At 49.2% G+C, this 24,907-nt stretch carries 43 protein-coding genes; 2 read left to right on the top strand and 41 right to left on the bottom strand.

The features are described from left to right. Nucleotides 1-575: 575 nt before the first annotated feature. The 39 genes from rplQ to fkpA form a co-directional block, all read right to left on the bottom strand. Nucleotides 576-962: a 50S ribosomal protein L17 gene (gene rplQ / locus EHW56_RS10265; protein WP_046074810.1), complete on the bottom strand. Its 387-nt coding sequence runs from the start codon at nt 960-962 to the stop codon at nt 576-578. Nucleotides 963-997: 35 nt separating this feature from the next. Further along, nucleotides 998-1,987, bottom strand: a complete 990-nt coding sequence (gene rpoA, locus EHW56_RS10260; RefSeq protein WP_046074809.1) for a DNA-directed RNA polymerase subunit alpha — start codon at nt 1,985-1,987, stop codon at nt 998-1,000. A gap of 23 nt (nt 1,988-2,010) precedes the next feature. Then, nucleotides 2,011-2,631, bottom strand: coding sequence for a 30S ribosomal protein S4 (rpsD, locus tag EHW56_RS10255; protein ID WP_046074808.1), 621 nt, complete (start codon nt 2,629-2,631; stop codon nt 2,011-2,013). Nucleotides 2,632-2,671: 40 nt separating this feature from the next. After that, the gene (gene rpsK / locus EHW56_RS10250) at nt 2,672-3,061 is read right to left on the bottom strand and encodes a 30S ribosomal protein S11 (protein WP_021024486.1); all 390 of its coding nucleotides are present in this window, start codon (nt 3,059-3,061) and stop codon (nt 2,672-2,674) included. An 18-nt stretch (nt 3,062-3,079) separates the two neighbouring features. Further along, entirely contained in the window at nt 3,080-3,436 is a 357-nt protein-coding gene (gene rpsM, locus EHW56_RS10245; RefSeq protein WP_046074807.1) for a 30S ribosomal protein S13, read from the bottom strand. Between the two features lie 146 nt (nt 3,437-3,582). After that, entirely contained in the window at nt 3,583-3,696 is a 114-nt protein-coding gene (rpmJ, locus tag EHW56_RS10240) for a 50S ribosomal protein L36 (protein WP_021024484.1), read from the bottom strand. A gap of 27 nt (nt 3,697-3,723) precedes the next feature. Next, on the bottom strand, nt 3,724-5,049 hold the full coding sequence (gene secY / locus EHW56_RS10235) for a preprotein translocase subunit SecY (protein ID WP_046074806.1): 1,326 nt from the start codon (nt 5,047-5,049) through the stop codon (nt 3,724-3,726). A 23-nt stretch (nt 5,050-5,072) separates the two neighbouring features. After that, the gene (gene rplO / locus EHW56_RS10230; protein WP_046074805.1) at nt 5,073-5,507 is read right to left on the bottom strand and encodes a 50S ribosomal protein L15; all 435 of its coding nucleotides are present in this window, start codon (nt 5,505-5,507) and stop codon (nt 5,073-5,075) included. 4 nt (nt 5,508-5,511) lie between these two features. Beyond that, entirely contained in the window at nt 5,512-5,691 is a 180-nt protein-coding gene (rpmD, locus tag EHW56_RS10225) for a 50S ribosomal protein L30 (RefSeq protein ID WP_046074804.1), read from the bottom strand. Nucleotides 5,692-5,697: 6 nt separating this feature from the next. After that, complete coding sequence (gene rpsE, locus EHW56_RS10220) at nt 5,698-6,195, bottom strand: 30S ribosomal protein S5 (protein ID WP_046074803.1); 498 nt, start codon at nt 6,193-6,195, stop codon at nt 5,698-5,700. Nucleotides 6,196-6,207: 12 nt separating this feature from the next. Next, on the bottom strand, nt 6,208-6,561 hold the full coding sequence (rplR, locus tag EHW56_RS10215) for a 50S ribosomal protein L18 (protein WP_021024479.1): 354 nt from the start codon (nt 6,559-6,561) through the stop codon (nt 6,208-6,210). Between the two features lie 9 nt (nt 6,562-6,570). After that, complete coding sequence (gene rplF / locus EHW56_RS10210; RefSeq protein ID WP_069362267.1) at nt 6,571-7,104, bottom strand: 50S ribosomal protein L6; 534 nt, start codon at nt 7,102-7,104, stop codon at nt 6,571-6,573. Between the two features lie 13 nt (nt 7,105-7,117). Further along, complete coding sequence (rpsH, locus tag EHW56_RS10205; RefSeq protein WP_046074800.1) at nt 7,118-7,510, bottom strand: 30S ribosomal protein S8; 393 nt, start codon at nt 7,508-7,510, stop codon at nt 7,118-7,120. Nucleotides 7,511-7,533: 23 nt separating this feature from the next. Continuing rightward, nucleotides 7,534-7,839: a 30S ribosomal protein S14 gene (rpsN, locus tag EHW56_RS10200; protein WP_046074799.1), complete on the bottom strand. Its 306-nt coding sequence runs from the start codon at nt 7,837-7,839 to the stop codon at nt 7,534-7,536. A 17-nt stretch (nt 7,840-7,856) separates the two neighbouring features. Further along, nucleotides 7,857-8,396 carry a 50S ribosomal protein L5 gene (gene rplE, locus EHW56_RS10195; protein WP_021024475.1) on the bottom strand — a complete coding sequence of 180 codons (540 nt, stop codon included), beginning with the start codon at nt 8,394-8,396 and terminating at the stop codon, nt 7,857-7,859. A gap of 15 nt (nt 8,397-8,411) precedes the next feature. Then, complete coding sequence (rplX, locus tag EHW56_RS10190) at nt 8,412-8,726, bottom strand: 50S ribosomal protein L24 (protein ID WP_021024474.1); 315 nt, start codon at nt 8,724-8,726, stop codon at nt 8,412-8,414. A gap of 11 nt (nt 8,727-8,737) precedes the next feature. Then, entirely contained in the window at nt 8,738-9,109 is a 372-nt protein-coding gene (rplN, locus tag EHW56_RS10185; protein WP_046074798.1) for a 50S ribosomal protein L14, read from the bottom strand. 160 nt (nt 9,110-9,269) lie between these two features. Next, complete coding sequence (gene rpsQ, locus EHW56_RS10180) at nt 9,270-9,524, bottom strand: 30S ribosomal protein S17 (RefSeq protein ID WP_046074797.1); 255 nt, start codon at nt 9,522-9,524, stop codon at nt 9,270-9,272. After that, nucleotides 9,524-9,715, bottom strand: coding sequence for a 50S ribosomal protein L29 (gene rpmC, locus EHW56_RS10175; protein WP_046074796.1), 192 nt, complete (start codon nt 9,713-9,715; stop codon nt 9,524-9,526). The genes rpsQ and rpmC overlap by 1 nt, the downstream gene beginning before the upstream one ends. After that, nucleotides 9,715-10,125, bottom strand: a complete 411-nt coding sequence (gene rplP / locus EHW56_RS10170; protein WP_021024470.1) for a 50S ribosomal protein L16 — start codon at nt 10,123-10,125, stop codon at nt 9,715-9,717. Before rplP ends, rpmC begins: the two co-directional genes overlap by 1 nt. 11 nt (nt 10,126-10,136) lie before the next feature. After that, the gene (gene rpsC / locus EHW56_RS10165) at nt 10,137-10,826 is read right to left on the bottom strand and encodes a 30S ribosomal protein S3 (RefSeq protein ID WP_046074795.1); all 690 of its coding nucleotides are present in this window, start codon (nt 10,824-10,826) and stop codon (nt 10,137-10,139) included. Nucleotides 10,827-10,845: 19 nt separating this feature from the next. Next, nucleotides 10,846-11,178, bottom strand: a complete 333-nt coding sequence (gene rplV, locus EHW56_RS10160; protein ID WP_046074794.1) for a 50S ribosomal protein L22 — start codon at nt 11,176-11,178, stop codon at nt 10,846-10,848. Between the two features lie 10 nt (nt 11,179-11,188). Beyond that, nucleotides 11,189-11,467 (bottom strand): 30S ribosomal protein S19, encoded by a 279-nt coding sequence (gene rpsS, locus EHW56_RS10155; RefSeq protein WP_021024467.1) that lies wholly within the window; start codon nt 11,465-11,467, stop codon nt 11,189-11,191. A gap of 20 nt (nt 11,468-11,487) precedes the next feature. Then, on the bottom strand, nt 11,488-12,312 hold the full coding sequence (gene rplB, locus EHW56_RS10150; protein ID WP_152795839.1) for a 50S ribosomal protein L2: 825 nt from the start codon (nt 12,310-12,312) through the stop codon (nt 11,488-11,490). A 19-nt stretch (nt 12,313-12,331) separates the two neighbouring features. Then, a complete protein-coding gene (rplW, locus tag EHW56_RS10145) occupies nt 12,332-12,634 on the bottom strand; it encodes a 50S ribosomal protein L23 (protein WP_021024465.1) in 303 nt (100 codons plus the stop codon). Continuing rightward, nucleotides 12,631-13,233 carry a 50S ribosomal protein L4 gene (gene rplD, locus EHW56_RS10140; RefSeq protein WP_046074792.1) on the bottom strand — a complete coding sequence of 201 codons (603 nt, stop codon included), beginning with the start codon at nt 13,231-13,233 and terminating at the stop codon, nt 12,631-12,633. Before rplD ends, rplW begins: the two co-directional genes overlap by 4 nt. A gap of 16 nt (nt 13,234-13,249) precedes the next feature. Beyond that, complete coding sequence (rplC, locus tag EHW56_RS10135) at nt 13,250-13,879, bottom strand: 50S ribosomal protein L3 (RefSeq protein ID WP_046074791.1); 630 nt, start codon at nt 13,877-13,879, stop codon at nt 13,250-13,252. A 13-nt stretch (nt 13,880-13,892) separates the two neighbouring features. Further along, nucleotides 13,893-14,204, bottom strand: a complete 312-nt coding sequence (gene rpsJ / locus EHW56_RS10130) for a 30S ribosomal protein S10 (protein WP_002541412.1) — start codon at nt 14,202-14,204, stop codon at nt 13,893-13,895. 354 nt (nt 14,205-14,558) lie between these two features. After that, on the bottom strand, nt 14,559-15,047 hold the full coding sequence (gene bfr, locus EHW56_RS10125; protein WP_046074790.1) for a bacterioferritin: 489 nt from the start codon (nt 15,045-15,047) through the stop codon (nt 14,559-14,561). A gap of 73 nt (nt 15,048-15,120) precedes the next feature. Then, nucleotides 15,121-15,312 carry a bacterioferritin-associated ferredoxin gene (gene bfd / locus EHW56_RS10120; protein WP_046074828.1) on the bottom strand — a complete coding sequence of 64 codons (192 nt, stop codon included), beginning with the start codon at nt 15,310-15,312 and terminating at the stop codon, nt 15,121-15,123. A 187-nt stretch (nt 15,313-15,499) separates the two neighbouring features. After that, nucleotides 15,500-16,684: an elongation factor Tu gene (gene tuf / locus EHW56_RS10115; RefSeq protein ID WP_046074789.1), complete on the bottom strand. Its 1,185-nt coding sequence runs from the start codon at nt 16,682-16,684 to the stop codon at nt 15,500-15,502. Nucleotides 16,685-16,784: 100 nt separating this feature from the next. Further along, nucleotides 16,785-18,881: an elongation factor G gene (gene fusA / locus EHW56_RS10110; RefSeq protein WP_046074788.1), complete on the bottom strand. Its 2,097-nt coding sequence runs from the start codon at nt 18,879-18,881 to the stop codon at nt 16,785-16,787. 75 nt (nt 18,882-18,956) lie between these two features. Beyond that, entirely contained in the window at nt 18,957-19,427 is a 471-nt protein-coding gene (rpsG, locus tag EHW56_RS10105) for a 30S ribosomal protein S7 (RefSeq protein WP_025673237.1), read from the bottom strand. Nucleotides 19,428-19,524: 97 nt separating this feature from the next. Beyond that, the gene (gene rpsL / locus EHW56_RS10100; RefSeq protein ID WP_025673238.1) at nt 19,525-19,899 is read right to left on the bottom strand and encodes a 30S ribosomal protein S12; all 375 of its coding nucleotides are present in this window, start codon (nt 19,897-19,899) and stop codon (nt 19,525-19,527) included. Nucleotides 19,900-20,076: 177 nt separating this feature from the next. Then, nucleotides 20,077-20,367, bottom strand: coding sequence for a sulfurtransferase complex subunit TusB (tusB, locus tag EHW56_RS10095; protein ID WP_158010016.1), 291 nt, complete (start codon nt 20,365-20,367; stop codon nt 20,077-20,079). A gap of 10 nt (nt 20,368-20,377) precedes the next feature. Then, a complete protein-coding gene (gene tusC / locus EHW56_RS10090; protein ID WP_077578270.1) occupies nt 20,378-20,734 on the bottom strand; it encodes a sulfurtransferase complex subunit TusC in 357 nt (118 codons plus the stop codon). A gap of 7 nt (nt 20,735-20,741) precedes the next feature. Then, nucleotides 20,742-21,134 (bottom strand): sulfurtransferase complex subunit TusD, encoded by a 393-nt coding sequence (gene tusD, locus EHW56_RS10085; RefSeq protein WP_077667466.1) that lies wholly within the window; start codon nt 21,132-21,134, stop codon nt 20,742-20,744. Beyond that, nucleotides 21,131-21,820, bottom strand: coding sequence for a transcriptional regulator (locus EHW56_RS10080; RefSeq protein WP_152795982.1), 690 nt, complete (start codon nt 21,818-21,820; stop codon nt 21,131-21,133). Before EHW56_RS10080 ends, tusD begins: the two co-directional genes overlap by 4 nt. Before the next feature lie 159 nt (nt 21,821-21,979). Next, on the bottom strand, nt 21,980-22,762 hold the full coding sequence (gene fkpA / locus EHW56_RS10075; RefSeq protein WP_046074783.1) for an FKBP-type peptidyl-prolyl cis-trans isomerase: 783 nt from the start codon (nt 22,760-22,762) through the stop codon (nt 21,980-21,982). Nucleotides 22,763-22,888: 126 nt separating this feature from the next. Between fkpA and EHW56_RS10070 the strand changes: the two genes are divergently transcribed. Beyond that, the gene (locus EHW56_RS10070) at nt 22,889-23,872 is read left to right on the top strand and encodes a WD40 repeat domain-containing protein (protein ID WP_046074827.1); all 984 of its coding nucleotides are present in this window, start codon (nt 22,889-22,891) and stop codon (nt 23,870-23,872) included. A 12-nt stretch (nt 23,873-23,884) separates the two neighbouring features. After that, nucleotides 23,885-24,106: a SlyX family protein gene (locus EHW56_RS10065; protein ID WP_046074782.1), complete on the top strand. Its 222-nt coding sequence runs from the start codon at nt 23,885-23,887 to the stop codon at nt 24,104-24,106. A 52-nt stretch (nt 24,107-24,158) separates the two neighbouring features. Here EHW56_RS10065 and slyD read toward each other — a convergent pair whose 3' ends face one another. Both slyD and EHW56_RS10055 read right to left on the bottom strand, forming a co-directional pair. Further along, the gene (gene slyD / locus EHW56_RS10060; RefSeq protein ID WP_152799541.1) at nt 24,159-24,650 is read right to left on the bottom strand and encodes a peptidylprolyl isomerase; all 492 of its coding nucleotides are present in this window, start codon (nt 24,648-24,650) and stop codon (nt 24,159-24,161) included. Nucleotides 24,651-24,700: 50 nt separating this feature from the next. Further along, nucleotides 24,701-24,904 carry a YheV family putative zinc ribbon protein gene (locus tag EHW56_RS10055; RefSeq protein ID WP_046074780.1) on the bottom strand — a complete coding sequence of 68 codons (204 nt, stop codon included), beginning with the start codon at nt 24,902-24,904 and terminating at the stop codon, nt 24,701-24,703. Nucleotides 24,905-24,907 lie beyond the last annotated feature (3 nt).

Genomic DNA, 24,907 nt, shown 5'->3' with positions numbered 1-24,907 from the left:
ATTGACTGTGCCGAACAACTGTAAAAGTTGTCGTTTGGTCACTCAGTTCATCGAATAAATCTTTTTGTCTATTCTCAACGAGTGCCCACACAGATTGCATAGGTCAAATTGTTAAAGAGCGTTGACGTTGCGAAGCTGCGCTTCGCTTGGTCAGGGCTGCGTATCTTACGCGCCTTGCCGTTAAAGTCAAGAAGAAATTTTATCTTTTATTTTCAACCCGCCGGGTGAAATAAAACCTCTTTTTGACTCCCCTAACGCGCTATCTGCGTTAAGTAGGGCGGCATTCTAAAGCGTTTGTGACATCCGTCAATCATTAATTGTTTGTTTTTTACTAAGCGGTCTATTTTTGTCCGATATCGCCTTTTTTGGTCAACTAAACCTCGTTTTGCTTCCTAAGCATTAAAAATTGTCATTTATGATGCAAATTTTATTCTTTGTACCCCGACCTCTTGTATGAAAGGAGACAAACATCGAAAACCTATCAGGTATTTTGCTCTATACAAGCCTAGGCTAGATAAAGAAAAAGCCAGGCGAGTTGCCTGGCTTTTCTGGGTGCTGCTTATAAGTAATAAAACTTATTCTGCAGCTTGCTCAGCGTCTTGCTCTGGGCGATCAACAAGCTCGATGTAAGCCATTGGGGCTTTATCACCGGAGCGAACACCGCATTTCAGAATGCGAGTGTAACCGCCAGCACGTGAAGCAAAACGTGGGCCGAGTTCATTAAACAGTTTCGCTACGACTTCGTCGTTACGAGTACGAGCGAATGCTACACGACGGTTAGCAACACTGTCGTTTTTAGCTAAGGTAATCAACGGTTCAATGACGCGACGCAGCTCTTTTGCCTTCGGCAAAGTTGTTTTGATAACTTCGTGAGTTACCAGCGAGCTAGCCATGTTGCTGAACATCGCTTTACGATGGCTGCTGTTGCGATTGAGTTGACGACCACTCTTACGATGGCGCATGACCTAATCCTTCTAACTAAATAATCAGTCTCTGATTAATCTTCAGCAATAGATGCTGGCGGCCAGTTTTCTAGGCGCATACCTAGAGACAGACCACGTGATGCCAGCACGTCTTTAATTTCAGTCAAAGACTTCTTACCAAGGTTTGGCGTTTTCAGAAGCTCAACCTCGGTACGCTGTACCAGATCACCGATATAGTGAATCGCTTCTGCTTTCAAACAGTTAGCAGAGCGAACAGTTAGTTCAAGATCGTCTACAGGACGCAGTAGGATCGGATCGAACTCTGGCTTCTCTTCTTTCTCCTCAGGGACACGTACATCGCGCAGGTCAACAAACGCATCTAGCTGTTCTGCTAGGATGGTTGCCGCACGGCGAATCGCTTCCTCAGGATCCAGTGTACCGTTAGTTTCCATATCGATGACCAGCTTGTCGAGGTCAGTACGCTGTTCGACACGCGCTGCTTCCACTTTGTAAGCAATGCGATCTACTGGGCTGAACGTTGCGTCAACAAGTAGGCGACCGATTGGACGCTCGTCGTCTTCGCTATCGATACGCGCAGACGCTGGTACATAGCCACGACCACGTTCTACCTTGATACGCATGCTAATTTCAGCGCTTGCATCAGTCAGGTGGCAGATAACGTGTTCTGGGTTCGCAATCTCAACACCACCATCATGGGTGATGTCGCCTGCAACAACAGGGCCTGCACCAGACTTGGTCAGAGTAAGGATAACTTCATCTTTACCCTCAACCTTAACGGCTAGGCCTTTAAGGTTAAGTAGGATTTCCAGGATATCTTCCTGAACCCCTTCTTTGGTGCTGTACTCGTGCAATACGCCGTCAATTTCAACTTCCGTCACCGCACAGCCTGGCATAGATGAAAGTAGGATACGACGTAGCGCATTCCCCAGAGTATGGCCAAAACCACGCTCTAGGGGTTCAAGAGTTACTTTTGCGTGCGTCGAGCTAACTTGTTCAATATCAACTAGACGCGGCTTAAGAAATTCTGTTACAGAACCCTGCATTATGTCCTCTCTTTAGTTCAGCTTTACTTAGAGTAAAGCTCGACGATCAGGTGTTCGTTGATGTCAGCAGACAAATCAGAACGCTCTGGTAGGCGCTTGAATGTGCCTTCCATCTTCTTGCTGTCTACTTCGATCCAAGTTGGCAGTTCGCGTTGAGCGGCAACTTCTAGAGCTGCTTTGATACGCGCCTGGTTCTTAGCTTTCTCGCGAATGCTAATCACGTCGTTTGCCGAAACCTTGAAAGAAGGTACGTTAACTACTTTGCCGTTAACTAGGATCGCTTTGTGGCTTACCAGCTGACGTGATTCAGCGCGAGTTGCGCCAAAGCCCATGCGGTAAACTACGTTGTCTAGGCGACCTTCAAGAAGCTGAAGCAGGTTCTCACCTGTATTACCCTTGATGCGGGCAGCGTCTTTGTAGTAGTTACGGAACTGCTTTTCCATTACGCCGTACATACGACGTACTTTTTGCTTCTCGCGAAGCTGAACGCCATAGTCAGACAGACGGCCGCGACGCTGACCGTGAACGCCTGGGACGTTATCGATTTTACACTTGGTATCAATCGCGCGTACGCCTGACTTAAGGAATAAGTCAGTGCCTTCGCGACGGCTAAGCTTCAGCTTAGGACCCAAATATCTTGCCATGATCTTTCTCCAATATTCTAAGAAACAGCGCTAGTGCGTATTAAACGCGGCGTTTCTTAGGTGGACGACAACCGTTATGCGGGATTGGCGTCGCATCAACAATGTTAGTGATGCGGAAGCCCGCTGCGTTCAAGGCACGAATAGTAGACTCGCGACCTGGACCTGGACCTTTAACCATCACTTCGAGGTTTTTCAGGCCGTACTCTTTTGCCATTTCACCACAACGCTCTGCAGCAACCTGAGCAGCGTATGGAGTTGACTTACGAGAGCCACGGAAACCTGAACCACCGGCGGTCGCCCATGCCAGAGCGTTGCCTTGACGGTCAGAAATCGTCACGATTGTGTTATTGAAAGACGCATGAATGTGCGCGACGCCATCAGCGACTTGCTTGCGTACGCGTTTGCGTGCACGAGTTGCTTGTTTAGCCATAGTACTTATCTACCCCGATTATTTCTTGATCGGCTTGCGCGGACCCTTACGGGTACGAGCATTGGTCTTCGTACGCTGACCACGTAGTGGCAAGCTGCGACGATGACGAATACCGCGGTTACAACCAAGGTCCATAAGACGCTTGATGTTCATGGAAATTTCACGACGTAGATCGCCTTCTACGGTGTACTTAGCGACACCGTCACGCAATTGGTCGATCTGTTCTTCTGATAGTTCACTGATCTTAGTGCTTTCAGCAATACCTGCATCAGCTAAAATAGCTTGAGAGGTGGTTTTGCCGACGCCGTAAATCGCAGTCAATGCGATAACAGCATGCTTTTGATCAGGAATGTTAATGCCTGCTATACGGGCCACTATTCACTCCTAGTACTTTTCAAGTAGAGCCGCTGCAGAGCCCGTCGAGGATACGCAGCGGCATAACCACTTCTTTTGCACATACAAAAGGTGGGCTGGCTAATGTAGCCAGCCTGACCTCATTTTGCAAGAAAAATATTCTGCTATTAGCCTTGGCGCTGCTTGTGCTTTGGCTCACTGCAGATCACACGAACGGTACCGTTACGCTTGATCACTTTACAGTTACGGCAGATTTTCTTAACGGAAGCACGAACTTTCATTGCTAAACTCCGTAAATAGACAACCTATTAGCGGCCGTAGCCTTTGAGGTTGGCTTTTTTCAACACGGACTCATATTGTTGAGACATCAAATGAGTCTGAACTTGAGCCATAAAGTCCATGATTACGACTACTACGATGAGTAGTGATGTACCACCAAAGTAGAAGTGGACATCCCACGCAATCATCATGAACTCGGGGATCAGACAGATAAAGGTAATATACATGGCACCTGCGAGGGTTAACCGTGTCATTACTTTATCAATGTATTTAGCAGTCTGCTCACCCGGGCGAATACCAGGTACGAACGCTCCTGACTTCTTCAAATTATCTGCTGTTTCTCGCGGGTTAAACACCAACGCTGTATAGAAAAAGCAGAAGAAGATAATCGCTGCCGCATAAAGTATTACGTACGCTGGTTGCCCCGGACTCAGTGCCAATGACACATCGGTTAGCCAGCTTGTTTGATCACCCTTACCAAACCAGTTAGCAAGCGTGCCAGGGAACAAAATAATACTTGATGCAAAAATCGCAGGAATAACGCCTGCCATGTTGATCTTAAGTGGCAGGTGCGTGCTTTGCGCTGCAAAGACACGGCGACCTTGTTGCCGCTTGGCGTAGTTAACGACGATACGACGTTGACCACGTTCCATAAAGACCACAAAGTAGACGACCGCCAATACGATCACTGCGATACCTAGCAAGAGAAGCGGAGACATGTCGCCTTGACGCGCTTGCTCTATTGTCTGTCCAATTGCGGGTGGCAGACCCGCGACAATCCCGGTGAAAATGATCAGCGAGATACCGTTACCTATACCACGTTCCGTAATTTGCTCACCTAACCACATTAAGAACATGGTACCTGTGACCAAACTGACAACCGCAGTAAAGTAAAACGCAGGACCTGGATTAATCACCAGACCTGGCATCATACTCGGTAACCCAGTCGCGATTCCAATTGCTTGGAAAGTTGCCAACACCAGCGTGCCGTAGCGGGTATACTGACTGATCTTACGACGGCCAGATTCGCCCTCTTTTTTCAACTCCGCTAATGCGGGGTGAACCACTGACAATAACTGAACAATAATCGACGCCGAAATATACGGCATAATGCCCAGTGCCAGTATCGAAGCACGCTCAAGGGCACCACCAGAGAACATGTTAACCAAGTCAATGATGGTCCCTTGTTGCTGTTCGAACAGATCGGCAAGTACAGCAGCGTCAATACCAGGAATTGGCACAAAAGAGCCGGCACGGAATACCAATAATGCCATTGCTACAAAAAGTAGGCGGCTTTTTAGCTCCGCGACTCCGCCTTTTGCACTACTGAAGTTTTGTCCTGGTTGTTTTGCCATCTGTACCTCGTCCTCGAGCTAAATTATTCCTCGATTTTACCGCCTGCAGCTTCGATTGCCGCTTTAGCGCCTTTAGTGACACGAACACCTTTCACGGTCACTGAGCGAGCGATTTCGCCAGACAGTACGATTTTCGCCGTACGAGTGTCTTGTGCGATAACATTCGCTGCTTTCAGTGTTTCAAGGCTTACCACGTCACCTTCAACTTTTGCCAGCTCGCCGAGACGAACTTCAGCAGAAGTGAGGCCTTTACGCGAAGTAAAACCGAATTTTGGCAGACGCTGTTTCAAAGGCATTTGACCGCCTTCGAAACCTGGGCGTACTGAACCACCTGAACGTGATTTCTGACCTTTGTGACCACGGCCACCGGTTTTACCCAGGCCTGAACCAATACCACGGCCTACACGCTTCGCAGAAGGCTTTGAGCCTGCAGCCGGAGATAGAGTATTCAAACGCATGTGATTACTCCTCCACTTTAACCATGTAGTTGACTTTGTTGATCATACCGCGCACGCACGGTGTATCTTCAAGTTCAACAGTGTGGTTGATGCGACGTAGGCCCAAGCCACGCAGGGTCGCTTTGTGCTTCGGCAAGCGGCCGATAGCGCTACGAGTCTGAGTTACTTTAATTGTCTTAGCCATGTCGTATTACCCCAGAATTTCGTTGACAGGCATGCCACGTTTCGCAGCTACCATCTCTGGAGACTTCGTACCACCCAGACCATCAATCGTTGCACGAACGATGTTGATTGGGTTGGTCGAACCGTATGCTTTCGCCAGAACGTCTTGAACGCCTGCTACTTCAAGCACGGCACGCATCGCACCACCGGCGATGATACCTGTACCTTCTGATGCTGGCTGCATGTACACTTTTGAACCAGTGTGGCGGCCTTTAACAGCGTGGTGCAGAGTACCGTCTTTCAGCGCGATAGTAATCATGTTACGACGCGCCTTTTCCATTGATTTTTGGATCGCAGCAGGTACTTCACGGGCTTTACCGTAACCGAAACCGACGCGACCGTTACCATCACCTACCACAGTCAGGGCAGTGAAGGTAAAGATGCGACCACCTTTAACCGTTTTAGATACACGGTTTACAGCGATCAGCTTCTCATGCAAATCACTTTGTTGTTTATCGTTAGCCATCTTCCACCTACCTTAGAATTTCAGACCAGCTTCACGGGCAGCATCTGCCAGTGCAGCCACACGGCCGTGGTATTGGAAACCGGAACGGTCAAAAGCAACGGCTTCGATGCCTTTTTCCTTCGCTCGCTCAGCAATGATCTTACCCACGGCTGCAGCGGCGTCTTTGTTACCGGTGCTCTTCACTTGCTCACGGATCGCTTTTTCTACGGTAGAAGCGGCGGCGATAACTTCCGCGCCGTTACCAGCGATAACCTGTGCGTACACATGACGTGGAGTACGGTGTACCACCAGGCGAGTCGCACCCATTTCCGCGATCTTGCGTCGTGCTTTGGTCGCACGACGGATACGAGATGCTTTCTTATCCATAGTGTTACCTTACTTCTTCTTAGCTTCTTTGGTACGCACAGCTTCGTCAGAGTAACGAACGCCTTTGCCTTTGTAAGGCTCTGGCTTGCGGTATGCGCGGATATCGGCAGCCACCTGGCCAACCGCTTGTTTATCAGCGCCGCTGATAACAATTTCAGTTTGGCTTGGACATTCTGCCTTAACACCCTCTGGCAGAGCGTGCTCAACCGGGTGAGAGAAACCAAGTGTCAGGTTAAGTTTATTACCTGCAACGTTTGCACGGTAACCAACACCTTTCAGGATCAGTTTCTTGGTAAAGCCTTCTGTCACACCAACAACCATGCTGTTAACCAGTGCGCGCGCGGTACCAGCATGTGCCCATGCTTTAGCGTGCTCCACACTTGGTGCGAAGGTAATGGTGTTCTCTTCTTGGTTTACTGACACCATATCGTGAAGCGTGCGGCTTAGTTCGCCTTTGCTTCCTTTTACAGTGATTTCCTGACCGTTAAGTTTCACCTCTACGCCGGCAGGAACTACGACAGGTGCTTTTGCAACACGAGACATTTCCTACTCCTTATTAAGCTACGTAGCAGATGATTTCACCGCCCAGACCCGCTTTGCGAGCTGCGCGATCGGTCATCAAACCTTTCGAAGTTGATACAACAGCAATACCAAGGCCACCCATCACTGAAGGCAACTCATCTTTCTTTTTGTAGATGCGCAGGCCTGGACGGCTAACACGTTGGATTTGCTCGATAACTGGTTTAGATTCGAAGTATTTCAACGTCACTTCCAGTTCAGGCTTCGCGTCGCTATTTACTGCGACGTCAGCCACGTAACCTTCTGCTTTTAGTAGCTCAGCAATTGCCACTTTTAGCTTTGACGAAGGCATTTTAACAGCAACTTTCTTTGCTGCCTGACCGTTGCGTAGGCGGGTCAGCATATCCGAGATCGGATCTTGCATGCTCATAAGTCTTTACTCCCGTGATTCAATTACCAGCTTGCCTTACGCAGACCCGGAATCTCGCCTTTCATGCAAGCTTCACGAACCTTGATTCGGCTTAGGCCGAATTTGCGTAGGTAGCCATGTGGACGACCAGTCTGGTTACAGCGGTTACGCTGACGAGACTTCGCAGAATCACGTGGTAGCGACTGAAGCTTCAGGACGGCGTCCCAACGCTCTTCGTCTGACGTGTTGACATTCTTAATGGTCGCACGCAGGTTGTCACGCTTTTCAGCATAACGGGCTGCGAGCTTCGCACGTTTTACGTCACGTGCTTTCATCGATTTTTTAGCCATAACAGTAACCCTTCACCTTACTTACGGAATGGGAAGTTAAAGGCAGCCAGCAGAGCTCGACCTTCCTCATCTGTACCTGCGGTGGTAGTGATAGTAATATCAAGACCACGGATACGATCGACTTTGTCGTAGTCAATCTCAGGGAAGATGATTTGCTCGCGAACGCCCATGCTGTAGTTACCGCGACCGTCGAACGCTTTCGGGTTCAGACCACGGAAGTCACGGATACGAGGAACTGCGATAGCGATCAAACGCTCAAAGAAGTCCCACATACGCTCGCCACGTAGGGTTACTTTACAACCAATTGGGTAGCCCTCACGGATCTTGAAGCCTGCGACTGATTTACGTGCTTTAGTAATCAGCGGCTTTTGACCAGAAATTGCGGTCATATCAGCAGCTGCATTTTCAAGCAGTTTCTTGTCGTTCAGAGCTTCGCCCACACCCATGTTAAGGGTGATCTTTTCGATCCCTGGGACTTGCATGATGCTTTTGTAACCAAATTGCTTAGATAGCTCAGCTACAACTGTCTCTTTGTAGTAATCATGCAGTTTCGCCATTGTACTACTCCAGAATTACTTAATAGTTTCGCCATTCGACTTGAAGAAACGCACTTTTTTGCCGTCTTCAAATCGGAAGCCTACACGGTCACCTTTACCAGCCGCTGCGTTAAAGATAGCCACGTTTGAAACGTCAATAGCGGCTTCTTGTTCAACGATGCCACCTTGAGTGCCCAGAGCCGGAACCGGCTTCTGGTGTTTCTTCACGAGGTTAATACCTTCAACGATAACTTTACCGGTCGGTAGAACCTTAGATACTTTACCTTTCTTGCCTTTGTCTTTACCGGCAAGAACGATAACTTCGTCGTTACGACGGATTTTAGCTGCCATGAGATCGCTCCTTACAGAACTTCAGGCGCCAGAGACACAATTTTCATGAACTTCTCAGTACGAAGTTCGCGTGTCACAGGGCCAAAGATACGTGTGCCGACTAGTTGCTCGTTAGTGTTGTTCAACAACACGCAAGCATTGCGGTCGAAGCGAATGACAGAGCCGTCTGGACGACGTACGCCTTTACGGGTGCGAACTACCACCGCCTTAAGCACATCACCTTTTTTCACTTTACCGCGTGGGATTGAATCCTTAACGGTAACTTTGATGATGTCGCCAACGTGGGCGTAACGACGGTGAGAGCCACCCAGAACCTTAATACACATTACACTGCGAGCGCCGGAGTTGTCGGCTGCGTCCAGCATACTTTGCATTTGGATCATTGTTAGTGCTCCGCTGTTATTACATCTAGACCCATCTCGGGTCGGGCTGCCTTTTTACAAGGGCGGCGAATAATAACACTATTTTGACCAGATGGGTAGATAAAAAATAAACGGCCCCCCAAATGAGAGCCGTTTGACTTATTATTGTATGAAAAATCGCTTAGATGCGTGATTTTTCAACAACGCGAACCAATGTCCAAGACTTTTGCTTAGAGATTGGACGACACTCACGAACCTCGACAGTGTCACCTTGGTTACACTGGTTTGATTCATCGTGTACATGTAGCTTACTCGTGCGCTTAATGTACTTACCGTAGATTGGGTGTTTCACAAAACGCTCGATAGCAACGACGATAGTTTTATCGCCTTTGTCGCTGATAACGCGACCTTGCTGAGTGCGGATGTTCTCGCTCATTATGCGTTAGCCTTCTCAGTCAGTACGGTTTTTACACGTGCGATATCGCGACGAACAGCTTTAAGAGTGTGAGTTTGCTGAAGTTGGCCAGTAGCCGCTTGCATGCGCAGGTTAAACTGCTCACGTAGCAGACCCATTAGCTCTTCGTTCAGCTGCTCAGCAGTCTTTTCACGTAGTTCTTGTGCTTTCATCACATCACCGCCTTAGTTACGAAAGTGGTTTTGATCGGTAGCTTACGTGAAGCTAATTCAAACGCTTCGCGAGCCAGTGATTCAGGAACACCATCCATTTCGTACAGGACCTTGCCTGGTTGGATTTGGGCAACCCAGTAATCTACTGAACCTTTACCCTTACCCATACGAACTTCCAACGGCTTACCAGTAATTGGTTTGTCAGGGAAGACACGAATCCAGATTTGGCCTTGACGTTTAATGTGACGAGTCATCGCACGACGAGCCGCCTCAATTTGACGCGCAGTGATACGACCGCGACCAACAGCTTTCAGGCCATAGGTACCGAAGCTTACGTCAGTACCGTGCGCCAGACCGCGGTTACGACCTTTAAAAGTCTTGCGGAACTTAGTACGTTTTGGTTGAAGCATCGATAGACTCCTTACTTACGGCCTTTACGCTGCTTCTTCGGCTTGTCAGCCTTTTGCTCAACTTCAGCCATTCCACCTAGGATCTCACCTTTGAAGATCCAGGTTTTAATGCCGATTACACCGTACTGGGTGTGAGCAGAAGAAGTTGCGTAATCAATGTCAGCACGAAGGGTGTGCAGTGGCACACGGCCTTCACGGTACCACTCGGTACGAGCGATTTCAGCGCCGCCAAGACGGCCGCTTACTTCTACTTTGATACCTTTGGCACCTAGGCGCATAGCGTTTTGTACCGCGCGCTTCATCGCACGACGGAACATAACACGGCGCTCTAGCTGTGATGCGATGCTGTCGCCAACAAGTTGCGCATCTAGCTCAGGCTTACGTACTTCAGCGATGTTGATTTGCGCTGGTACACCGGCTAGTTTTGCAACGTGAGCGCGCAGCTTCTCAACATCTTCACCTTTCTTACCGATAACCACACCAGGACGTGCAGTGTGAATAGTCACACGAACACTCTTAGCAGGACGCTCGATAACGATGCGAGAGACTGACGCTTTTTTCAGTTCATTGTTCAAGAACTGACGTACCTTAAAGTCGCCGTCTAGGTTGTCAGCGAAATCTTGGTTATTAGCAAACCAAGTGGAATTCCAAGGCTTAACAATGCCAAGACGAATACCATTAGGATGTACTTTTTGACCCATTGCTTTATCTCCTCGTCTCTTAGCGGTCTGCTACAACAACAGTGATGTGGCTAGAACGCTTCAAGATGCGATCGGCACGGCCTTTTGCACGAGGCATAATACGCTTCATGATTGGGCCTTCATCAACGAAGACTTTGGCGACGCTTAGATCGTCGATATCCGCACCTTCGTTATGCTCGGCGTTTGCAATAGCAGATTCCAACACTTTCTTAACCAGGTCAGCAGCTTTTTTGTTGCTGAAAGTCAGTAGTTCCAGTGCTTGTGCTACGTCTTTACCGCGCACTTGATCCGCAACCAAACGTGCTTTTTGAGGCGAGATACGAGCAAAGCGATGTTTAGCAATAGCTTCCATTTCTTACCCCTTAACGCTTCTTAGCTTTCTTATCAGCAGCATGGCCGCGATAAGTACGTGTTGGTGCAAACTCGCCCAGCTTGTGACCGATCATTTCTTCAGAAACGAAAACGGGTACGTGCTGACGACCATTATGGACAGCGATGGTCAATCCGATCATCTGTGGGATGATCATTGAACGACGGGACCAAGTCTTTAAAGGCTTCTTGTCACCGCTTTCCACCGCTTTCTCTACCTTCTTCAGCAAGTGCAGGTCAATAAAAGGACCTTTCTTGAGAGAACGTGGCATGGCTTATCCTCTGATAATAATTACTTGTTACGACGACGTACGATGTACTTGTCGGTACGTTTGTTCTTACGGGTCTTGAAGCCTTTAGTTGGCATACCCCAAGGTGATACTGGATGACGACCACCTGAGGTACGGCCTTCACCACCACCGTGTGGGTGGTCAATCGGGTTCATTGCAACACCACGTACGCTTGGACGTGCGCCTTTCCAGCGCGCGGCACCGGCTTTACCCAGTTCGCGTAGCATGTGCTCTGAATTACCAACTTCACCAAGGGTCGCACGACCTTCAGCAAGAACCTTGCGCATTTCACCGCTGCGCAGGCGAAGTGTGACGTACGCGCCGTCACGAGCAACGATCTGTGCATAAGCACCCGCAGAACGAGCAAGCTGAGCACCTTTACCAGGTTTCAACTCGATGTTGTGGATAGTAGAACCCACTGGGATGTTACGCATTGGCAGGCTGTTACCTACCTTGATTGCTGCATCTGCACCAGATTGAATCTGATCACCGGCTTTTAGGCCTTTCGGTGCGATAATGTAACGACGTTCACCATCCGTATACAGTACAAGCGCAATGTTTGCACTACGGTTTGGATCATACTCAAGACGCTCAACTTTCGCTGGGATACCGTCTTTAGTACGTTTGAAGTCAATTACACGGTAATGATGCTTGTGACCACCACCGATGTGACGCACTGTGATTCGACCGTTGTTATTGCGACCACCAGACTTAGAGTTTTTCTCTAGCAGTGGTGCATATGGTTTACCTTTGTACAGTTCATGGTTAACCACTTTAACAAGGTGACGACGACCCGGTGAAGTCGGCTTACATTTGATAATAGCCATTTGCTTTTACTCCTCCGTCTTACTCAGCGCCGCCAACGAAGTCGATGTCCTGACCTTCTTTCAAGGCAACATACGCTTTTTTCCAGTCGCTACGACGGCCTTCACGCATACCTTGACGTTTGGTCTTACCCTTAACGAGAAGAGTACGAACAGACTTCACTTCAACTTCGAACAGTTTTTCAACTGCCGCTTTGATCTCTTTTTTAGTTGCTTCTTTGGCTACTTTGAATACAACAGTGTTGTTGTTTTCAGCGGCCATCGTCGCTTTTTCAGAGATGTGCGGAGCACGCAGAACTTTTAGGATACGCTCTTCAGTGATCATGCCAGCATCTCCTCAACTTGTTTAACTGCATCAGCAGTCATCACGACTTTGTCGAAAGCGATCAAGCTAACTGGGTCGATGGTATCTGTATCGCGTACGTCAACCTTATAAAGGTTACGTGCCGCAAGGAACAGGTTCTCATCAACTTCGGCAGTGACGATCAGAGCATCGTTCAGCTCAAGCTCTTTCAGCTTAGCGACAAGCTCTTTAGTTTTTGGTGCTTCAACAGAGAAGTTATCAACAACGATCAAACGCTCTTGACGAACCAGCTCTGACAGGATGCTCTTAAGAGCACCACGGTACATCTTTTTGTTTACTTTCTGAGCGTGGTCCTGAGGACGTGCTGCGAAAGTGACACCACCGCTGCGCCAGATTGGGCTGCGGATTGTACCTGCACGGGCGCGACCAGTACCCTTCTGACGCCATGGCTTAGCACCGCCACCAGACACGTCTGAACGAGTTTTCTGAGCGCGAGTACCTTGACGGGCACCAGCTGCGTATGCAACGACTACCTGGTGAACCAGGGACTCGTTGAATTCACGCCCGAAGGTAGTTTCGGAAACAGTTAGCGCGTCGGCGCCTTTGACTACCAATTCCATTACTATCTCCTCGACGTTACGCTTTAACGGCTGGTTTAACGATCACGTTGCCACCTGTCGCACCTGGGACTGCACCTTTAATAAGGAGCAGATTGCGCTCAGCGTCAACACGTACGATCTCTAGGTTTTGAGTCGTTACACGCTCAGCACCCATGTGACCTGCCATTTTTTTGCCTTTGAATACGCGACCTGGGCTCTGACATTGTCCGATAGAACCAGGTGCACGGTGAGACAAAGAGTTACCGTGGCTCATGTCTTGAGTACGGAAGTTCCAACGCTTAACGCCACCTTGGAAGCCCTTACCTTTTGACGTGCCAGTAACGTCTACTTTTTTGATTTCAGAGAAAAGATCGACATTTAGCTCAGCGCCAACTTCGAACTCTTCACCATTTTCCAGACGGAATTCCCACAAACCGCGGCCTGCTTCAACACCTGCTTTCGCAAAGTGACCAGCTTGTGCCTTGTTAACACGGCTTGCTTTCTTCTCGCCTGTAGTGATTTGAATTGCGGCATAACCGTCAACGTCAGGCTTACGCACCTGCGCAACACGGTTAGCTTCAACTTCAACTACGGTTACCGGGATAGAAACGCCATCTTCGTTGAAGATACGAGTCATACCGACTTTACGACCGACTAGACCAATCATTATCTACTCCCCCTTAACCCAGGCTGATTTGAACATCAACGCCCGCAGCAAGGTCAAGACGCATCAGAGCGTCAACAGTTTTATCTGTTGGCTCAACGATGTCGATCAGACGTTTGTGAGTACGAATTTCGTACTGGTCACGTGCGTCTTTGTTTACGTGCGGAGAAATAAGAACGGTGAAGCGCTCTTTACGAGTAGGTAGAGGGATTGGTCCCTTAACCTGTGCGCCAGTGCGCTTAGCGGTTTCAACGATTTCCGCGGTAGACTGATCGATCAAACGATGATCGAACGCCTTAAGGCGGATACGGATACGTTGGTTCTGCATGAGACAGAGCTCCAAATTCTAAAATATTTACACAAACAATATCGCCATTCCACCTCATTAAGACGAGGGAATGCCGATTAATTTATGTGAAACCGTAGTGCCAAAATTAGGCACATTGTCAGCCATTATTCTATGACTGCGAACATAAGCGGAGTATACATTAAACGAACAGTTTACTGTTCCATTCCTCGATGCTCATTGGTTCACAACTGCGTCGGAAGTCGCAATGACTTAAGCAGTGCCGGGCATTATACCGATGCGCGATAGCTTTGCAAGCCTTGGTTAAAAAATAAGCCCAAACAAAAACGCACCCGACTGGGTGCGTTTATCTACCTCGAGACGTTGAGCGCGGTTTTAAGCTTTATCGCTGGCGTCTTCGATTATCTGTGCTTGGTTGTAGTTGGCGATACCCACTTTATCAATCAGACCCAACTGGGTTTCGAGCCAATCAATATGCTCTTCTTCATCATCGAGGATATACTGGAACAGATCGCGCGACACGAAATCACGGATGCTTTCGGTGTAGGCAATCGCTTCTTTCAAGTCTTCGTGCGCTTGCATCTCTAGCGCCAAATCACACTCGAAAATTTCTTGTGTATCTTCACCAATGCGTAACTTGCCTAAATCTTGCAAATTGGGCGTCCCTTCTAAAAACAAGATACGCTCAATGAGCTTGTCCGCATGTTTCATCTCATCAATGGACTCTTCATATTCTTTGTCCGCGATGACTTTTAAGCCCCAGTCTTTAAGCATGCGCGCATGCAAAAAGTACTGATTAATCGCAATCAGTTCATTGCCGAGTACCGTGTTGAGAAACGCTATCGATTTTGGATCGCCTTTCATGGCAAAGCCTCCTTATGGGTTCTACTTAACAAATGTAGAACCCATAAGGAGGCTGTCAAATATTGACTGCAGGTTAACTCGCTTTTTGTAGCGTGATCAGTTGGCTCTCGTCATATATTACCTCTTTGGCTTGACGGACACATTTACCACATTGCGAACCCAGAGGGGTCAGCTGGCGTAACTCACGGATACTGGTGACGCCTTGCTGACGCACCCAATGCTTAATGGTCTTATCCGACACACTGTGGCAAATACAAACTAACATCTCTGTCATCTCAAAACATTAACTATAACGAGAATAGTTCGCATTGCTTTCAAGGTAAAGGGTTTTTATATAACGCTTGGTTATTGATGACTAACTCATTTATATCAAGTTATCGCGAAAGAAAGCGCAAACAAAAAGGGAGCGCAAATGCGCTCCCTTTGATTGATAAGACAAGATGTCTATCAAATTAAGCGATGATGTTAGCAACAACACCCGCGCCTACAGTACGGCCACCTTCACGGATAGCGAAGCGTAGACCTTCGTCCATCGCGATAGGTGCGATCAGCTCAACAACCATCTTGATGTTGTCACCAGGCATTACCATCTCAACGCCTTCTGGCAGCTCGATAGTACCGGTTACGTCAGTTGTACGGAAGTAGAACTGTGGACGATAGCCTTTGAAGAACGGCGTATGACGGCCACCTTCGTCTTTGCCCAGTACGTATACTTCTGACTCGAACTTGGTGTGCGGAGTGATTGAACCAGGCTTCGCCAGTACTTGACCACGCTCTACTTCGTCACGCTTAGTACCACGCAGAAGAACACCAACGTTCTCACCCGCACGGCCTTCGTCTAGAAGCTTACGGAACATCTCAACACCAGTACACGTGGTCTTCGCGGTGTCTTTCATGCCCACGATTTCAACGTCGTCACCTACAGTGATGATGCCTTGCTCAACACGACCAGTGACTACAGTACCACGGCCTTGGATTGAGAATACGTCTTCGATTGGCAGGATGAACGGCTTGTCGATCGCACGCTCTGGCTCTGGGATGTAAGAATCCAGCGCTTCAGATAGCTCAACGATCTTCTGCTCCCACTGCTCTTCACCGTTCAGGGCACCTAGCGCTGAACCTTGGATTACTGGGCAGTCGTCACCTGGGAAGTCGTACTCTGAAAGTAGCTCACGTACTTCCATTTCAACCAGCTCAAGCAGCTCTTCGTCATCAACCATGTCACATTTGTTCATGAACACGATGATGTTTGGAATACCAACCTGACGGCCTAGTAGGATGTGCTCACGCGTCTGTGGCATTGGGCCATCAGTTGCAGCAACAACCAGGATACCACCGTCCATCTGCGCCGCACCGGTGATCATGTTTTTCACATAGTCAGCGTGTCCTGGGCAGTCAACGTGTGCGTAGTGACGGTTTGGCGTATCGTACTCAACGTGAGACGTTGCGATGGTGATACCACGATCACGCTCTTCTGGTGCGTTATCGATTGACGCGAAGTCACGAGCAGCACCGCCGTGTACTTTTGCAAGTACCGTACAGATAGCTGCGGTCAGCGTAGTTTTACCATGGTCAACGTGGCCGATAGTACCAACGTTAACGTGCGTTTTCGTACGTTCAAATTTTTCTTTAGACACGATCGTCTTCCTTCCTAGTTGTGAGTTAAAGGGCTTGGCCTAGTAACTCAGAAGTCAGTGTTTGATGCCGACCATGATGTCGGCATCTGGACCAAAATAATTAGCTACGCTCTGCGATCAGGGCGTCAGCGATGTTCTTAGGCACTTCACCGTACTCGCTGAACTCCATCGAGTAAGATGCACGGCCTTGTGTTGCACTACGTAGGTCAGTAGCGTAACCGAACATTTCAGACAGTGGAACCTGGGCGCGTACGATCTTCAGACCCGCTGGGCCTTCATCCATACCACCAATCAGGCCACGACGACGGTTCAAGTCACCAACAACGTCACCCATCCACTCTTCTGGCGTGGTTACTTCAACCTTCATCATTGGCTCAAGCATAACAGGCTGCGCGTCGTGTGCACCTTTCTTGAATGCCATTGATGCGGCGATCTTAAACGCCATTTCGTTAGAGTCAACATCGTGATAAGAACCATCGAACAAGGTTGCCTTAACGTCAAGTACCGGATAGCCAGCGAGTACACCGTTGGCCATCTGCTCTTCAATACCTTTAGCAACAGAGCTGATGTATTCACGTGGAACCACACCACCAACGATTTCGTCAACAAAGACAAAGCCTTCGTTTGGCTCTGATGGTTCGATTTTCAGCCATACGTGACCGTACTGACCACGACCACCAGACTGCTTAACGAACTTACCTTCAACTTTGGTGCTACCACGGATGGTTTCGCGATAAGCTACCTGAGGCTTACCAACGTTACACTCAACGTTAAATTCGCGACGCATACGGTCAACGATGATGTCTAGGTGAAGCTCACCCATACCAGAAATCAGGGTCTGGCCAGACTCTTCGTCAGACTCAACGCGGAAAGATGGATCTTCTGCCGCCAGTTTACCTAGCGCGATACCCATTTTCTCTTGGTCAGCTTTAGACTTAGGCTCAACCGCGATTTGGATAACTGGATCTGGGAACTCCATGCGCTCTAGGATTACTTTTGAATCCATTGCACATAGGGTGTCACCCGTGGTCACGTCTTTCAGACCAACCGCAGCAGCGATGTCACCGGCACGGATTTCTTTGATCTCTTCACGCTTGTTCGAGTGCATCTGTACGATACGGCCCAAACGCTCACGCTTTTGCTTCACTGAGTTATAGACAGTGTCGCCAGAGTTAACCACGCCTGAGTAAACACGCATAAAGGTCAACGTGCCCACGAATGGGTCGGTTGCAATCTTAAATGCCAGTGATGCAAACGGTTCTTTATCGTCTGCATGACGCTCGATTGGGTTACCGTCTTCGTCTTCACCTTTGATTGACTTAACGTCAATCGGTGAAGGCAAGTATTCGATAACCGCATCCAGTACTGCCTGAACGCCTTTGTTCTTAAACGCAGAACCACAGGTTGCCAGTACGATTTCGTTGTCAAGCGTACGCTGACGCAGCGCTGTCTTGATTTCTTCTTCAGACAACTCACCTTCTTCAAGGTACTTGTCCATCAGCTCTTCAGAGGCTTCCGCAGCAGACTCAACCAGGTAGTTGTGCCATTCTTCTGCTTGCTCTTTCAGATCGTCTGGAATTTCTTCATAGGTATAAGTCATACCCATGTCTTCTTCGTTCCAGTTGATCGCTTTCATTTTGATCAGGTCAATGACGCCCTTGAACTGGTCTTCTGCACCAATGTTCAAGTGAATTGGCACAGGATGTGCGCCAAGACGGTTTTTGATTTGATCAACCACGCGCAGGTAATCGGCACCCGCACGGTCCATCTTGTTCACGAATACCATACGCGGTACTTCGTATTTGTCAGCCTGACGCCATACGGTCTCAGACTGAGGCTCAACACCTGATGAACCACAGAATACAACTACCGCACCATCAAGCACACGCAAAGAACGCTCAACTTCGATAGTGAAGTCAACGTGTCCAGGGGTGTCGATGATGTTTACGCGGTGTTGTTTGAACTGCTGATCAGAACCGGCCCAGAAAGTCGTGGTCGCGGCTGAGGTGATGGTGATACCACGCTCCTGCTCTTGCGACATCCAGTCCATGGTAGCGGCGCCGTCGTGTACCTCACCGATTTTGTGTGACAGACCTGTGTAGAACAGGATCCGCTCGGTAGTCGTGGTTTTACCGGCGTCTACGTGAGCACAAATACCGATGTTACGGTAGCGCTCGATAGGGGTTTTACGAGCCACAATAGTATCCTCTTGCTAAGGTTAACCTTAGAAAATGGGTTTGGCGTGCCCCGAATGGGACACGCCATGAAGGCATTACCAGCGGTAATGTGCGAACGCTTTGTTCGCGTCTGCCATACGGTGAACGTCTTCACGTTTCTTAACAGCAGTACCTTTGTTTTCTGACGCGTCTAGCATCTCGCTTGCTAGGCGCTGAGCCATAGATTTTTCACCACGCTTACGAGCGGCTTCAACCAACCAACGCATAGCCAGTGCGTTACGACGTACAGGACGTACTTCTACTGGCACTTGGTAAGTTGAACCACCTACACGGCGAGATTTAACCTCGACCGCTGGGCGTACGTTTTCAAGAGCTTGTTCGAATACAGCCAAGTGCTCTTTACCAGAACGCTCAGCCATGATGTCTAGTGCACCATAAACGATTTTTTCAGCAGTTGACTTCTTACCGTCAACCATCAGGATGTTTACAAATTTTGCCAGCAATTCTGATCCGAACTTAGGATCTGGAAGAATTTTACGCTGACCAATTACGCGACGACGTGGCATGGATTATCTCCGTTGTCTTCTTCAGGTTTTATCCAAAACTTTTCAGTTTTTTCAAAATTCAATTGTTTGAGTGTTTGGCCTTACTTAACGGAATCCATTAAGACTTAGGACGCTTCACACCGTACTTAGAACGACCTTGTTTACGGCCGTTAACGCCTGCACAGTCTAGTGCGCCACGAACAGTGTGGTAACGCACACCCGGCAAGTCTTTAACACGACCGCCGCGGATAAGCACAACACTGTGCTCTTGCAGGTTGTGGCCTTCACCACCAATGTAAGAGGTGACTTCAAAGCCATTGGTCAAACGCACACGGCATACTTTACGCAGTGCAGAGTTTGGTTTCTTTGGAGTAGTGGTGTAAACACGAGTACATACACCACGTTTTTGTGGACACGCTTCCAACGCAGGCACGTTGCTTTTCGCAACTTGCTTCAAGCGTGGCTTGCGGACCAGCTGGTTAATAGTTGCCATTAAATAGCTCCTGATATTACTTGACGTATAAGTGTGAAAAATCTAGCCCCAATACAACAGGGACGCGAAATTTTAGGCGTCGGGGTATGGGGTGTCAAGATTTATACAGAGATCTTTGCATTGTTTGTTTTTCGAACAGCACGCGGGGGATTTTCACACGCGACAAAGACTAGCCGATTACCATGTCATTTGCGTGACATGTTCAGCACTCAAATCGACCAATTGATGCATATCAATCAGCTCAGCACGAGGGTGTAATGTATCGCCTAGCCCTCGTGCGTCCACATCATCTTTGAGCAAATAAACAGCATGAGTCTCGGTAAACAATCGGGTTGCCCACTCGCTCCCCGCCATCCCGGCGACGACGGCATCACTGATCAAGACAATCGCACTGTTCGACGGCGCGTAGTCTAAGCACTGTGCCAAGGCTTGACGGCTGTATGGTGAGTGTTTGACCAGGTGCAGCACGGCCTTCTCCTTAAAAATGTAAAATGCGATCGCAGCCTGACAGCTGCGTTTTGATTTGCTCGACGGATAACGCTTGAGTTGGCAGCACAGTCGAGGCTTGCTCAAGTCCTCGTGCGGTCAACGAGGCCTGACAGACATAAATCGCTTCGACATCACACAAAGGGAGCATTTTAAAACTGGCAATATAGTCGCGGCTCAAAATGTGGCTCGGTTGCTGCCCTTCAAGTAATTGAAAGACACCGTCGCCGATAAAAAACACCGCAAGGTTGTCACAAAAGGCGGACGCGGCAAGCAGCGCATCAAGCCCTTCTCGACCACTCGCGCGACCGTGAGGCGCCGAGGAAAAAACAAACCCTATTTGCATCACATCCCCCTTAAAACTGCATCACGCGGTCTGCGGTCAATAAAGCTTCCGCTAGCGCTCCGAGCCCCGCTTGTGAAAACCCCGCGGCCAAAGTGCTTTGCGCTAACCCATGTTGTGTCGCTTCCTGATCACTGATCACACCACGGCGCAGCGCCGCCGCCACGCACGTTTCCAGTTGCACCTGATGATCTCGCGCGAGGGTTTGCCATGCTGTCACCATATCAAACTCATCGTTGGCAGGCACCGTGGTCGCCATGCCGTTTAACACGCCGTCTTGATAAAAGAACACCTTACTGACCTGATGTCCTGCTTCAATCGCCGCGCAGGCAAACTGATACGCGGTACGTGCCATCTGTGACCCATAAGCCGGCTCAGTCACCACTAACACATACTGCAAACTCATGACTCAGCCTCTTCGGTTTTACGTTGTCTGACGTAAAGGTACACCGTATGTTTAGAGATATTCAGCCGAGCTGCGACCCGATTAATGGCATCCTTGATATCAAAAATGCCTTTATCATAGAGCGCCATCACTATCTGGCGGTTTTTGGTGTTATTAGACACGCTTTTATCCGCGTTGACTTCTTCAACGGTACGCTCGACCGTTTGATCCACCAGCTCGTCAACATCACTGGCAAAGTTAACCGATGAGGCCGCTTGTTTAGCTTGGTCGTCGGGGATGAAGGCTTGCAGTACCTGAGAAAAAGGGGCATCTAAATTGATATTGATACATAACAGCCCAATGATGCGATTGTCTCCATTGCGAATGGCCACCGTGATTGATTTCATCAAGGTGCCACTTTTCGCACGCGTAAAGTAAGCGCGAGAAAAGTTGCGCTCGGACCCTTCGATATCACGTAGCATACGCAACGCTAAATCAGTGATGGGCGAGCCTACCTGGCGCCCGGTATTCTCGCCATTGGCAATTTTTATCGCCGATTTATTTAAATCGTCTAATGCATGCAGCACGATTTCACAGTGCTCACCAATCAAGGCGGCTAGCCCATCAACCACAGCCGAATATGACTGCAATATAATGCTGTCTTGTTGGTTGAGTGGATTGGGCTCAATGAGCTCACTTTCCGTCATAATGTTCGCGCCAAAACCCTCTGTCGGTACCACGTACGCCTATCCTTATTCGACCATGTCTCTTTTTTGTTCTGCGCTCAGTTTAACAGAATTCACGCTGAAAAATGTAAAAAGCCCCGGCTAGGCCGGGGCGAATGCTATACGGCAAGACGGGATGATTTAGCCTTCGCTGGCCGCTTCTTTGTTGCTATCGTCTTTAATTTCAAGTAACTCAACATCAAACACCAAGGTTGAATTAGCCGGGATCGATGCGGTGTCTTGGTCGCCATAAGCCAACTCTGGCGGCACAACAAAGGTGAACTTAGAGCCTACAGGCATCAGCTGCACCCCTTCAGTCCAACCTGGGATCACACGATTAAGTGGGAACGTCGCAGGTTCACCACGCTCGTACGAGCTATCAAATTGCGTACCGTCAGTCAGAGTACCTTTATAATGCACCACGACGGTGTCTTCAGCTGATGGCTTCTCTCCATCACCCATGCTATCGACTTTGTACAACAGCCCAGAGTCAGTTTCCTTTACGCCTTCTTTTTGCGCGAACTCAGTGCGGTATTTTTCACCGTCAGCGATGGCGGCTTCTGCCTTTTCTTTCGCTTGTTGCTGCGCAAGCTTGGTCACACGCTGATCAAGCGATTGCAGTGCCGCTTGTGCTTGCTCATCAGTTAACTTTGACTCACCTTGAAAGACGTCTTGCACCCCTTGCAATACCACCTCTTTATCCAGCTCGAGACCAATCTCGGCCTGCTGCTCCAAATTGGCGTTGAGGTATTGTGCCAAAGAAGCGCCAATCGCGTAGGCTGCTTTGTCGTCTTCGTTCGCAAACGCTGCTTCGGCTTTTTCAGCCGCTTGGTTCGTTTGCTCTACTTTTGCGTCTTCTTGCTGACAGCCGACGGCAAAGGCAACGGTTGCCGCGAGTAGCGACATCTTCATTACTGATTTCATTGGGTACTCCGTTGATGGTAAGGATTAATCCTCGTATTGTATTTACTGACGCATCAACCATGCGAAAGCCTGTTTCTATCCATATACTCGTGGTTATATGGCTGCACACACTGGAACTCAAGTATGATGCCCAAAATCCGCCACATTGTTGGCATTTTTATTGTTTTAAGCACCCTGTTCGGCTGTTGGCAGTCTGGCAAAGAAGCCCAGCGCTGGTCAATCCACCCTGAGGGCGCCACCAGCTTTAGCCTGAGTCGAGACGGGCGATTTGCCCTACTCGCCTCGGACGAGACCGATATTGTGCTGTGGGACCTTGTCACCAATCAGCAGTTGGCGGAGCTGGGGCCGCAAGACCCCAATGCGAACCCCGTCGTGGTCAGCCATATTTCCGATAATAAACGCTACGCTATCACCGCAACGGCACAAAACTTTGCCGTTTGGGACCTGGCTTGGAGCCAGTCTCAGGGACTTTGGTCCATTTCTGACGGCATCATTCGCGATGCTGCGATCAGCAACAATGGTGAAAAGCTGGTGCTTGCCATGTCTAACGGCAAAGCATTATTCATCGACTTAGGCACGGGGAGGCGCCTAGAGTTCCTCGCGCATCGCGATAAAGTCAATGCGGTCGCGATTTCCCCCAATGGTGCTTACGTCCTGTCAGGCGGTAATGACCATCATGCCTACTTTTGGGATACCGAGTCGGGACAAATTATCAACGACTTCGCCTATGATCAACGGGTTAAGCAAGTGGCCCTGCATCGTGACGGGCAATACGCGTTCGTCTCTGATGGCGGCAACCGCGCCGTGATTTGGGCCTTACCCAGTGGCGAGAAGGTGAGTGAGTTAGATATTTTCGCTCGCCAAGCCATATACGCCAGTGCCCGTTTTTCCGATGATGGCCGTCAGTTGGCGACGGGCACGCCTTCACAGCGGGTCGAGTTATGGGATGTACAAAGCGGTGAAAACATCGGCCGCTGGCAAGCCTTGGCACAACCAGACACTCGCCCGCCGAGCGCAGTCGTGTATGATGTGGCTATCGACCCCACCGGGCGAGTGATTTCCGGGACATCCGCCGGTATCGCCCAAGCTTGGTTAACCGACGCGCAATAGCGAGAGAGCAGTATGAGCGAGATTGATAAGTTACAGCAGCAAATCGACGACCTGGAATATAAGGTCGCTTTTCAAGAAGACACCATCGAGCAGCTCAACAGCGCGTTAACCCAGCAGCAGGGGGATATTGAGCGTATGACAGTGCAAATTCAATACTTAGTCAGTAAGTTAAAAAACATAGAGCCGGAAAACATTGCCAGCCAAGCAGAAGAAACCCCGCCACCACACTACTGATACGAAAAAGGCGCCATTCGGCGCCTTTCATTCACCACAGACGGATACCGTCTTAGTGGTCGTGACCACAGCTTTCACCGTCTTGGTGAATATGACCGTGAGACACTTCCTCTTCTGTCGCTTCGCGAACGTCAACCACATCCACAGAGAAAGACAGGGTTTGACCGGCTAGCATGTGGTTAGCGTCAACCACCACTTCTTCACCATCAACTTCAGTCACTTCAACTGGGATTTGGCCTTGGTCCGTTTCTGCCATAAAGCGCATGCCCACTTCTACTTGGTCTACGCCTTGGAATACGTTAGCAGGTACGCGTTGTACCATGGCTTCTTGGTAGTCACCATAGGCTTCGTCTGGGCCTACAGTCACGTCAAAGCTCTCACCTTTTTCGCGGCCTTCCAGCGCGTTCTCAAGACCTACAATCAGGTTACGATGACCGTGCAGGTATTGGAGAGGCTCTTGTGCTGTTGATTCGTCAACAAGTGCACCATCTTCATTTTTTACTTGGTAAGCCAGGCTGACTACCACATCTTTTGCAATTTTCATGCTCGCTCCGAGACCGGAAGGTAAATGGACTGCCGATGATAACGGATCCCCTACTCCGGTTTAAAGATCCCAATGACATTCTCTGCTGACTCGGCACCAGAGTGTGACTGTTGTGCCGAATCAGGCAACCGACTATCATGATAATCGCAGCTGACACATTCTACTTTGTCAATATTATTTTCGCGCCACACTCGTAACGTATCGAGCTGTTGGCACGCTGGGCAAGCAGCCCCAGCAATGAAACGTTTTTTCACTTC

This window comes from Salinivibrio sp. VGrn1, assembly GCF_009377995.1.
Taxonomy (GTDB): domain Bacteria; phylum Pseudomonadota; class Gammaproteobacteria; order Enterobacterales; family Vibrionaceae; genus Salinivibrio; species Salinivibrio siamensis.
The sequence above is the reverse complement of the archived record's forward strand: the minus strand, read 5'-3'. Positions and strand labels throughout refer to the sequence as shown.

Excerpts from the sequence above, each read along its gene's own strand:
- rplC (WP_046074791.1), bottom strand. The coding sequence starts at position 13,879 with ATGATTGGTCTAGTCGGTCGTAAAGTCGGTATGACTCGTATCTTCAAC.
- rplV (WP_046074794.1), bottom strand. The coding sequence starts at position 11,178 with ATGGAAGCTATTGCTAAACATCGCTTTGCTCGTATCTCGCCTCAAAAA.
- rplX (WP_021024474.1), bottom strand. The coding sequence starts at position 8,726 with ATGGCAGCTAAAATCCGTCGTAACGACGAAGTTATCGTTCTTGCCGGT.
- rpsQ (WP_046074797.1), bottom strand. The coding sequence starts at position 9,524 with ATGAGCGAGAACATCCGCACTCAGCAAGGTCGCGTTATCAGCGACAAA.
- rpmJ (WP_021024484.1), bottom strand. The coding sequence starts at position 3,696 with ATGAAAGTTCGTGCTTCCGTTAAGAAAATCTGCCGTAACTGTAAAGTG.
- rpoA (WP_046074809.1), bottom strand. The coding sequence starts at position 1,987 with ATGCAGGGTTCTGTAACAGAATTTCTTAAGCCGCGTCTAGTTGATATT.
- rplR (WP_021024479.1), bottom strand. The coding sequence starts at position 6,561 with ATGGATAAGAAAGCATCTCGTATCCGTCGTGCGACCAAAGCACGACGC.
- rpsG (WP_025673237.1), bottom strand. The coding sequence starts at position 19,427 with ATGCCACGTCGTCGCGTAATTGGTCAGCGTAAAATTCTTCCAGATCCT.
- rplE (WP_021024475.1), bottom strand. The coding sequence starts at position 8,396 with ATGGCGAAACTGCATGATTACTACAAAGAGACAGTTGTAGCTGAGCTA.
- EHW56_RS10065 (WP_046074782.1), top strand. The coding sequence starts at position 23,885 with ATGAGCGAGATTGATAAGTTACAGCAGCAAATCGACGACCTGGAATAT.
- rplB (WP_152795839.1), bottom strand. The coding sequence starts at position 12,312 with ATGGCTATTATCAAATGTAAGCCGACTTCACCGGGTCGTCGTCACCTT.
- rpsK (WP_021024486.1), bottom strand. The coding sequence starts at position 3,061 with ATGGCTAAACAAGCAACTCGTGCACGCAAACGCGTACGCAAGCAAGTC.
- fkpA (WP_046074783.1), bottom strand. The coding sequence starts at position 22,762 with ATGAAATCAGTAATGAAGATGTCGCTACTCGCGGCAACCGTTGCCTTT.
- rpmD (WP_046074804.1), bottom strand. The coding sequence starts at position 5,691 with ATGGCTAAGACAATTAAAGTAACTCAGACTCGTAGCGCTATCGGCCGC.
- EHW56_RS10080 (WP_152795982.1), bottom strand. The coding sequence starts at position 21,820 with ATGACGGAAAGTGAGCTCATTGAGCCCAATCCACTCAACCAACAAGAC.
- rpsE (WP_046074803.1), bottom strand. The coding sequence starts at position 6,195 with ATGGCTAACGATAAACAACAAAGTGATTTGCATGAGAAGCTGATCGCT.
- rpmC (WP_046074796.1), bottom strand. The coding sequence starts at position 9,715 with ATGAAAGCACAAGAACTACGTGAAAAGACTGCTGAGCAGCTGAACGAA.
- rpsL (WP_025673238.1), bottom strand. The coding sequence starts at position 19,899 with ATGGCAACTATTAACCAGCTGGTCCGCAAGCCACGCTTGAAGCAAGTT.
- rpsJ (WP_002541412.1), bottom strand. The coding sequence starts at position 14,204 with ATGCAGAACCAACGTATCCGTATCCGCCTTAAGGCGTTCGATCATCGT.
- secY (WP_046074806.1), bottom strand. The coding sequence starts at position 5,049 with ATGGCAAAACAACCAGGACAAAACTTCAGTAGTGCAAAAGGCGGAGTC.
- EHW56_RS10070 (WP_046074827.1), top strand. The coding sequence starts at position 22,889 with ATGCCCAAAATCCGCCACATTGTTGGCATTTTTATTGTTTTAAGCACC.
- rpsN (WP_046074799.1), bottom strand. The coding sequence starts at position 7,839 with ATGGCTAAAAAATCGATGAAAGCACGTGACGTAAAACGTGCGAAGCTC.
- tusD (WP_077667466.1), bottom strand. The coding sequence starts at position 21,134 with ATGAGTTTGCAGTATGTGTTAGTGGTGACTGAGCCGGCTTATGGGTCA.
- slyD (WP_152799541.1), bottom strand. The coding sequence starts at position 24,650 with ATGAAAATTGCAAAAGATGTGGTAGTCAGCCTGGCTTACCAAGTAAAA.
- bfr (WP_046074790.1), bottom strand. The coding sequence starts at position 15,047 with ATGAAAGGCGATCCAAAATCGATAGCGTTTCTCAACACGGTACTCGGC.
- rplF (WP_069362267.1), bottom strand. The coding sequence starts at position 7,104 with ATGTCTCGTGTTGCAAAAGCACCTGTCGTAGTTCCTGCCGGCGTAGAG.
- rpsH (WP_046074800.1), bottom strand. The coding sequence starts at position 7,510 with ATGAGCATGCAAGATCCGATCTCGGATATGCTGACCCGCCTACGCAAC.
- rpsS (WP_021024467.1), bottom strand. The coding sequence starts at position 11,467 with ATGCCACGTTCTCTCAAGAAAGGTCCTTTTATTGACCTGCACTTGCTG.
- rpsD (WP_046074808.1), bottom strand. The coding sequence starts at position 2,631 with ATGGCAAGATATTTGGGTCCTAAGCTGAAGCTTAGCCGTCGCGAAGGC.
- rpsC (WP_046074795.1), bottom strand. The coding sequence starts at position 10,826 with ATGGGTCAAAAAGTACATCCTAATGGTATTCGTCTTGGCATTGTTAAG.
- rplN (WP_046074798.1), bottom strand. The coding sequence starts at position 9,109 with ATGATCCAAATGCAAAGTATGCTGGACGCAGCCGACAACTCCGGCGCT.
- rplP (WP_021024470.1), bottom strand. The coding sequence starts at position 10,125 with ATGCTTCAACCAAAACGTACTAAGTTCCGCAAGACTTTTAAAGGTCGT.
- rplD (WP_046074792.1), bottom strand. The coding sequence starts at position 13,233 with ATGGAATTGGTAGTCAAAGGCGCCGACGCGCTAACTGTTTCCGAAACT.
- rplW (WP_021024465.1), bottom strand. The coding sequence starts at position 12,634 with ATGATCACTGAAGAGCGTATCCTAAAAGTTCTGCGTGCTCCGCACATC.
- rplQ (WP_046074810.1), bottom strand. The coding sequence starts at position 962 with ATGCGCCATCGTAAGAGTGGTCGTCAACTCAATCGCAACAGCAGCCAT.
- bfd (WP_046074828.1), bottom strand. The coding sequence starts at position 15,312 with ATGTTAGTTTGTATTTGCCACAGTGTGTCGGATAAGACCATTAAGCAT.
- rplO (WP_046074805.1), bottom strand. The coding sequence starts at position 5,507 with ATGCGTTTGAATACTCTATCTCCGGCTGCAGGCTCAAAGCCTTCTGCG.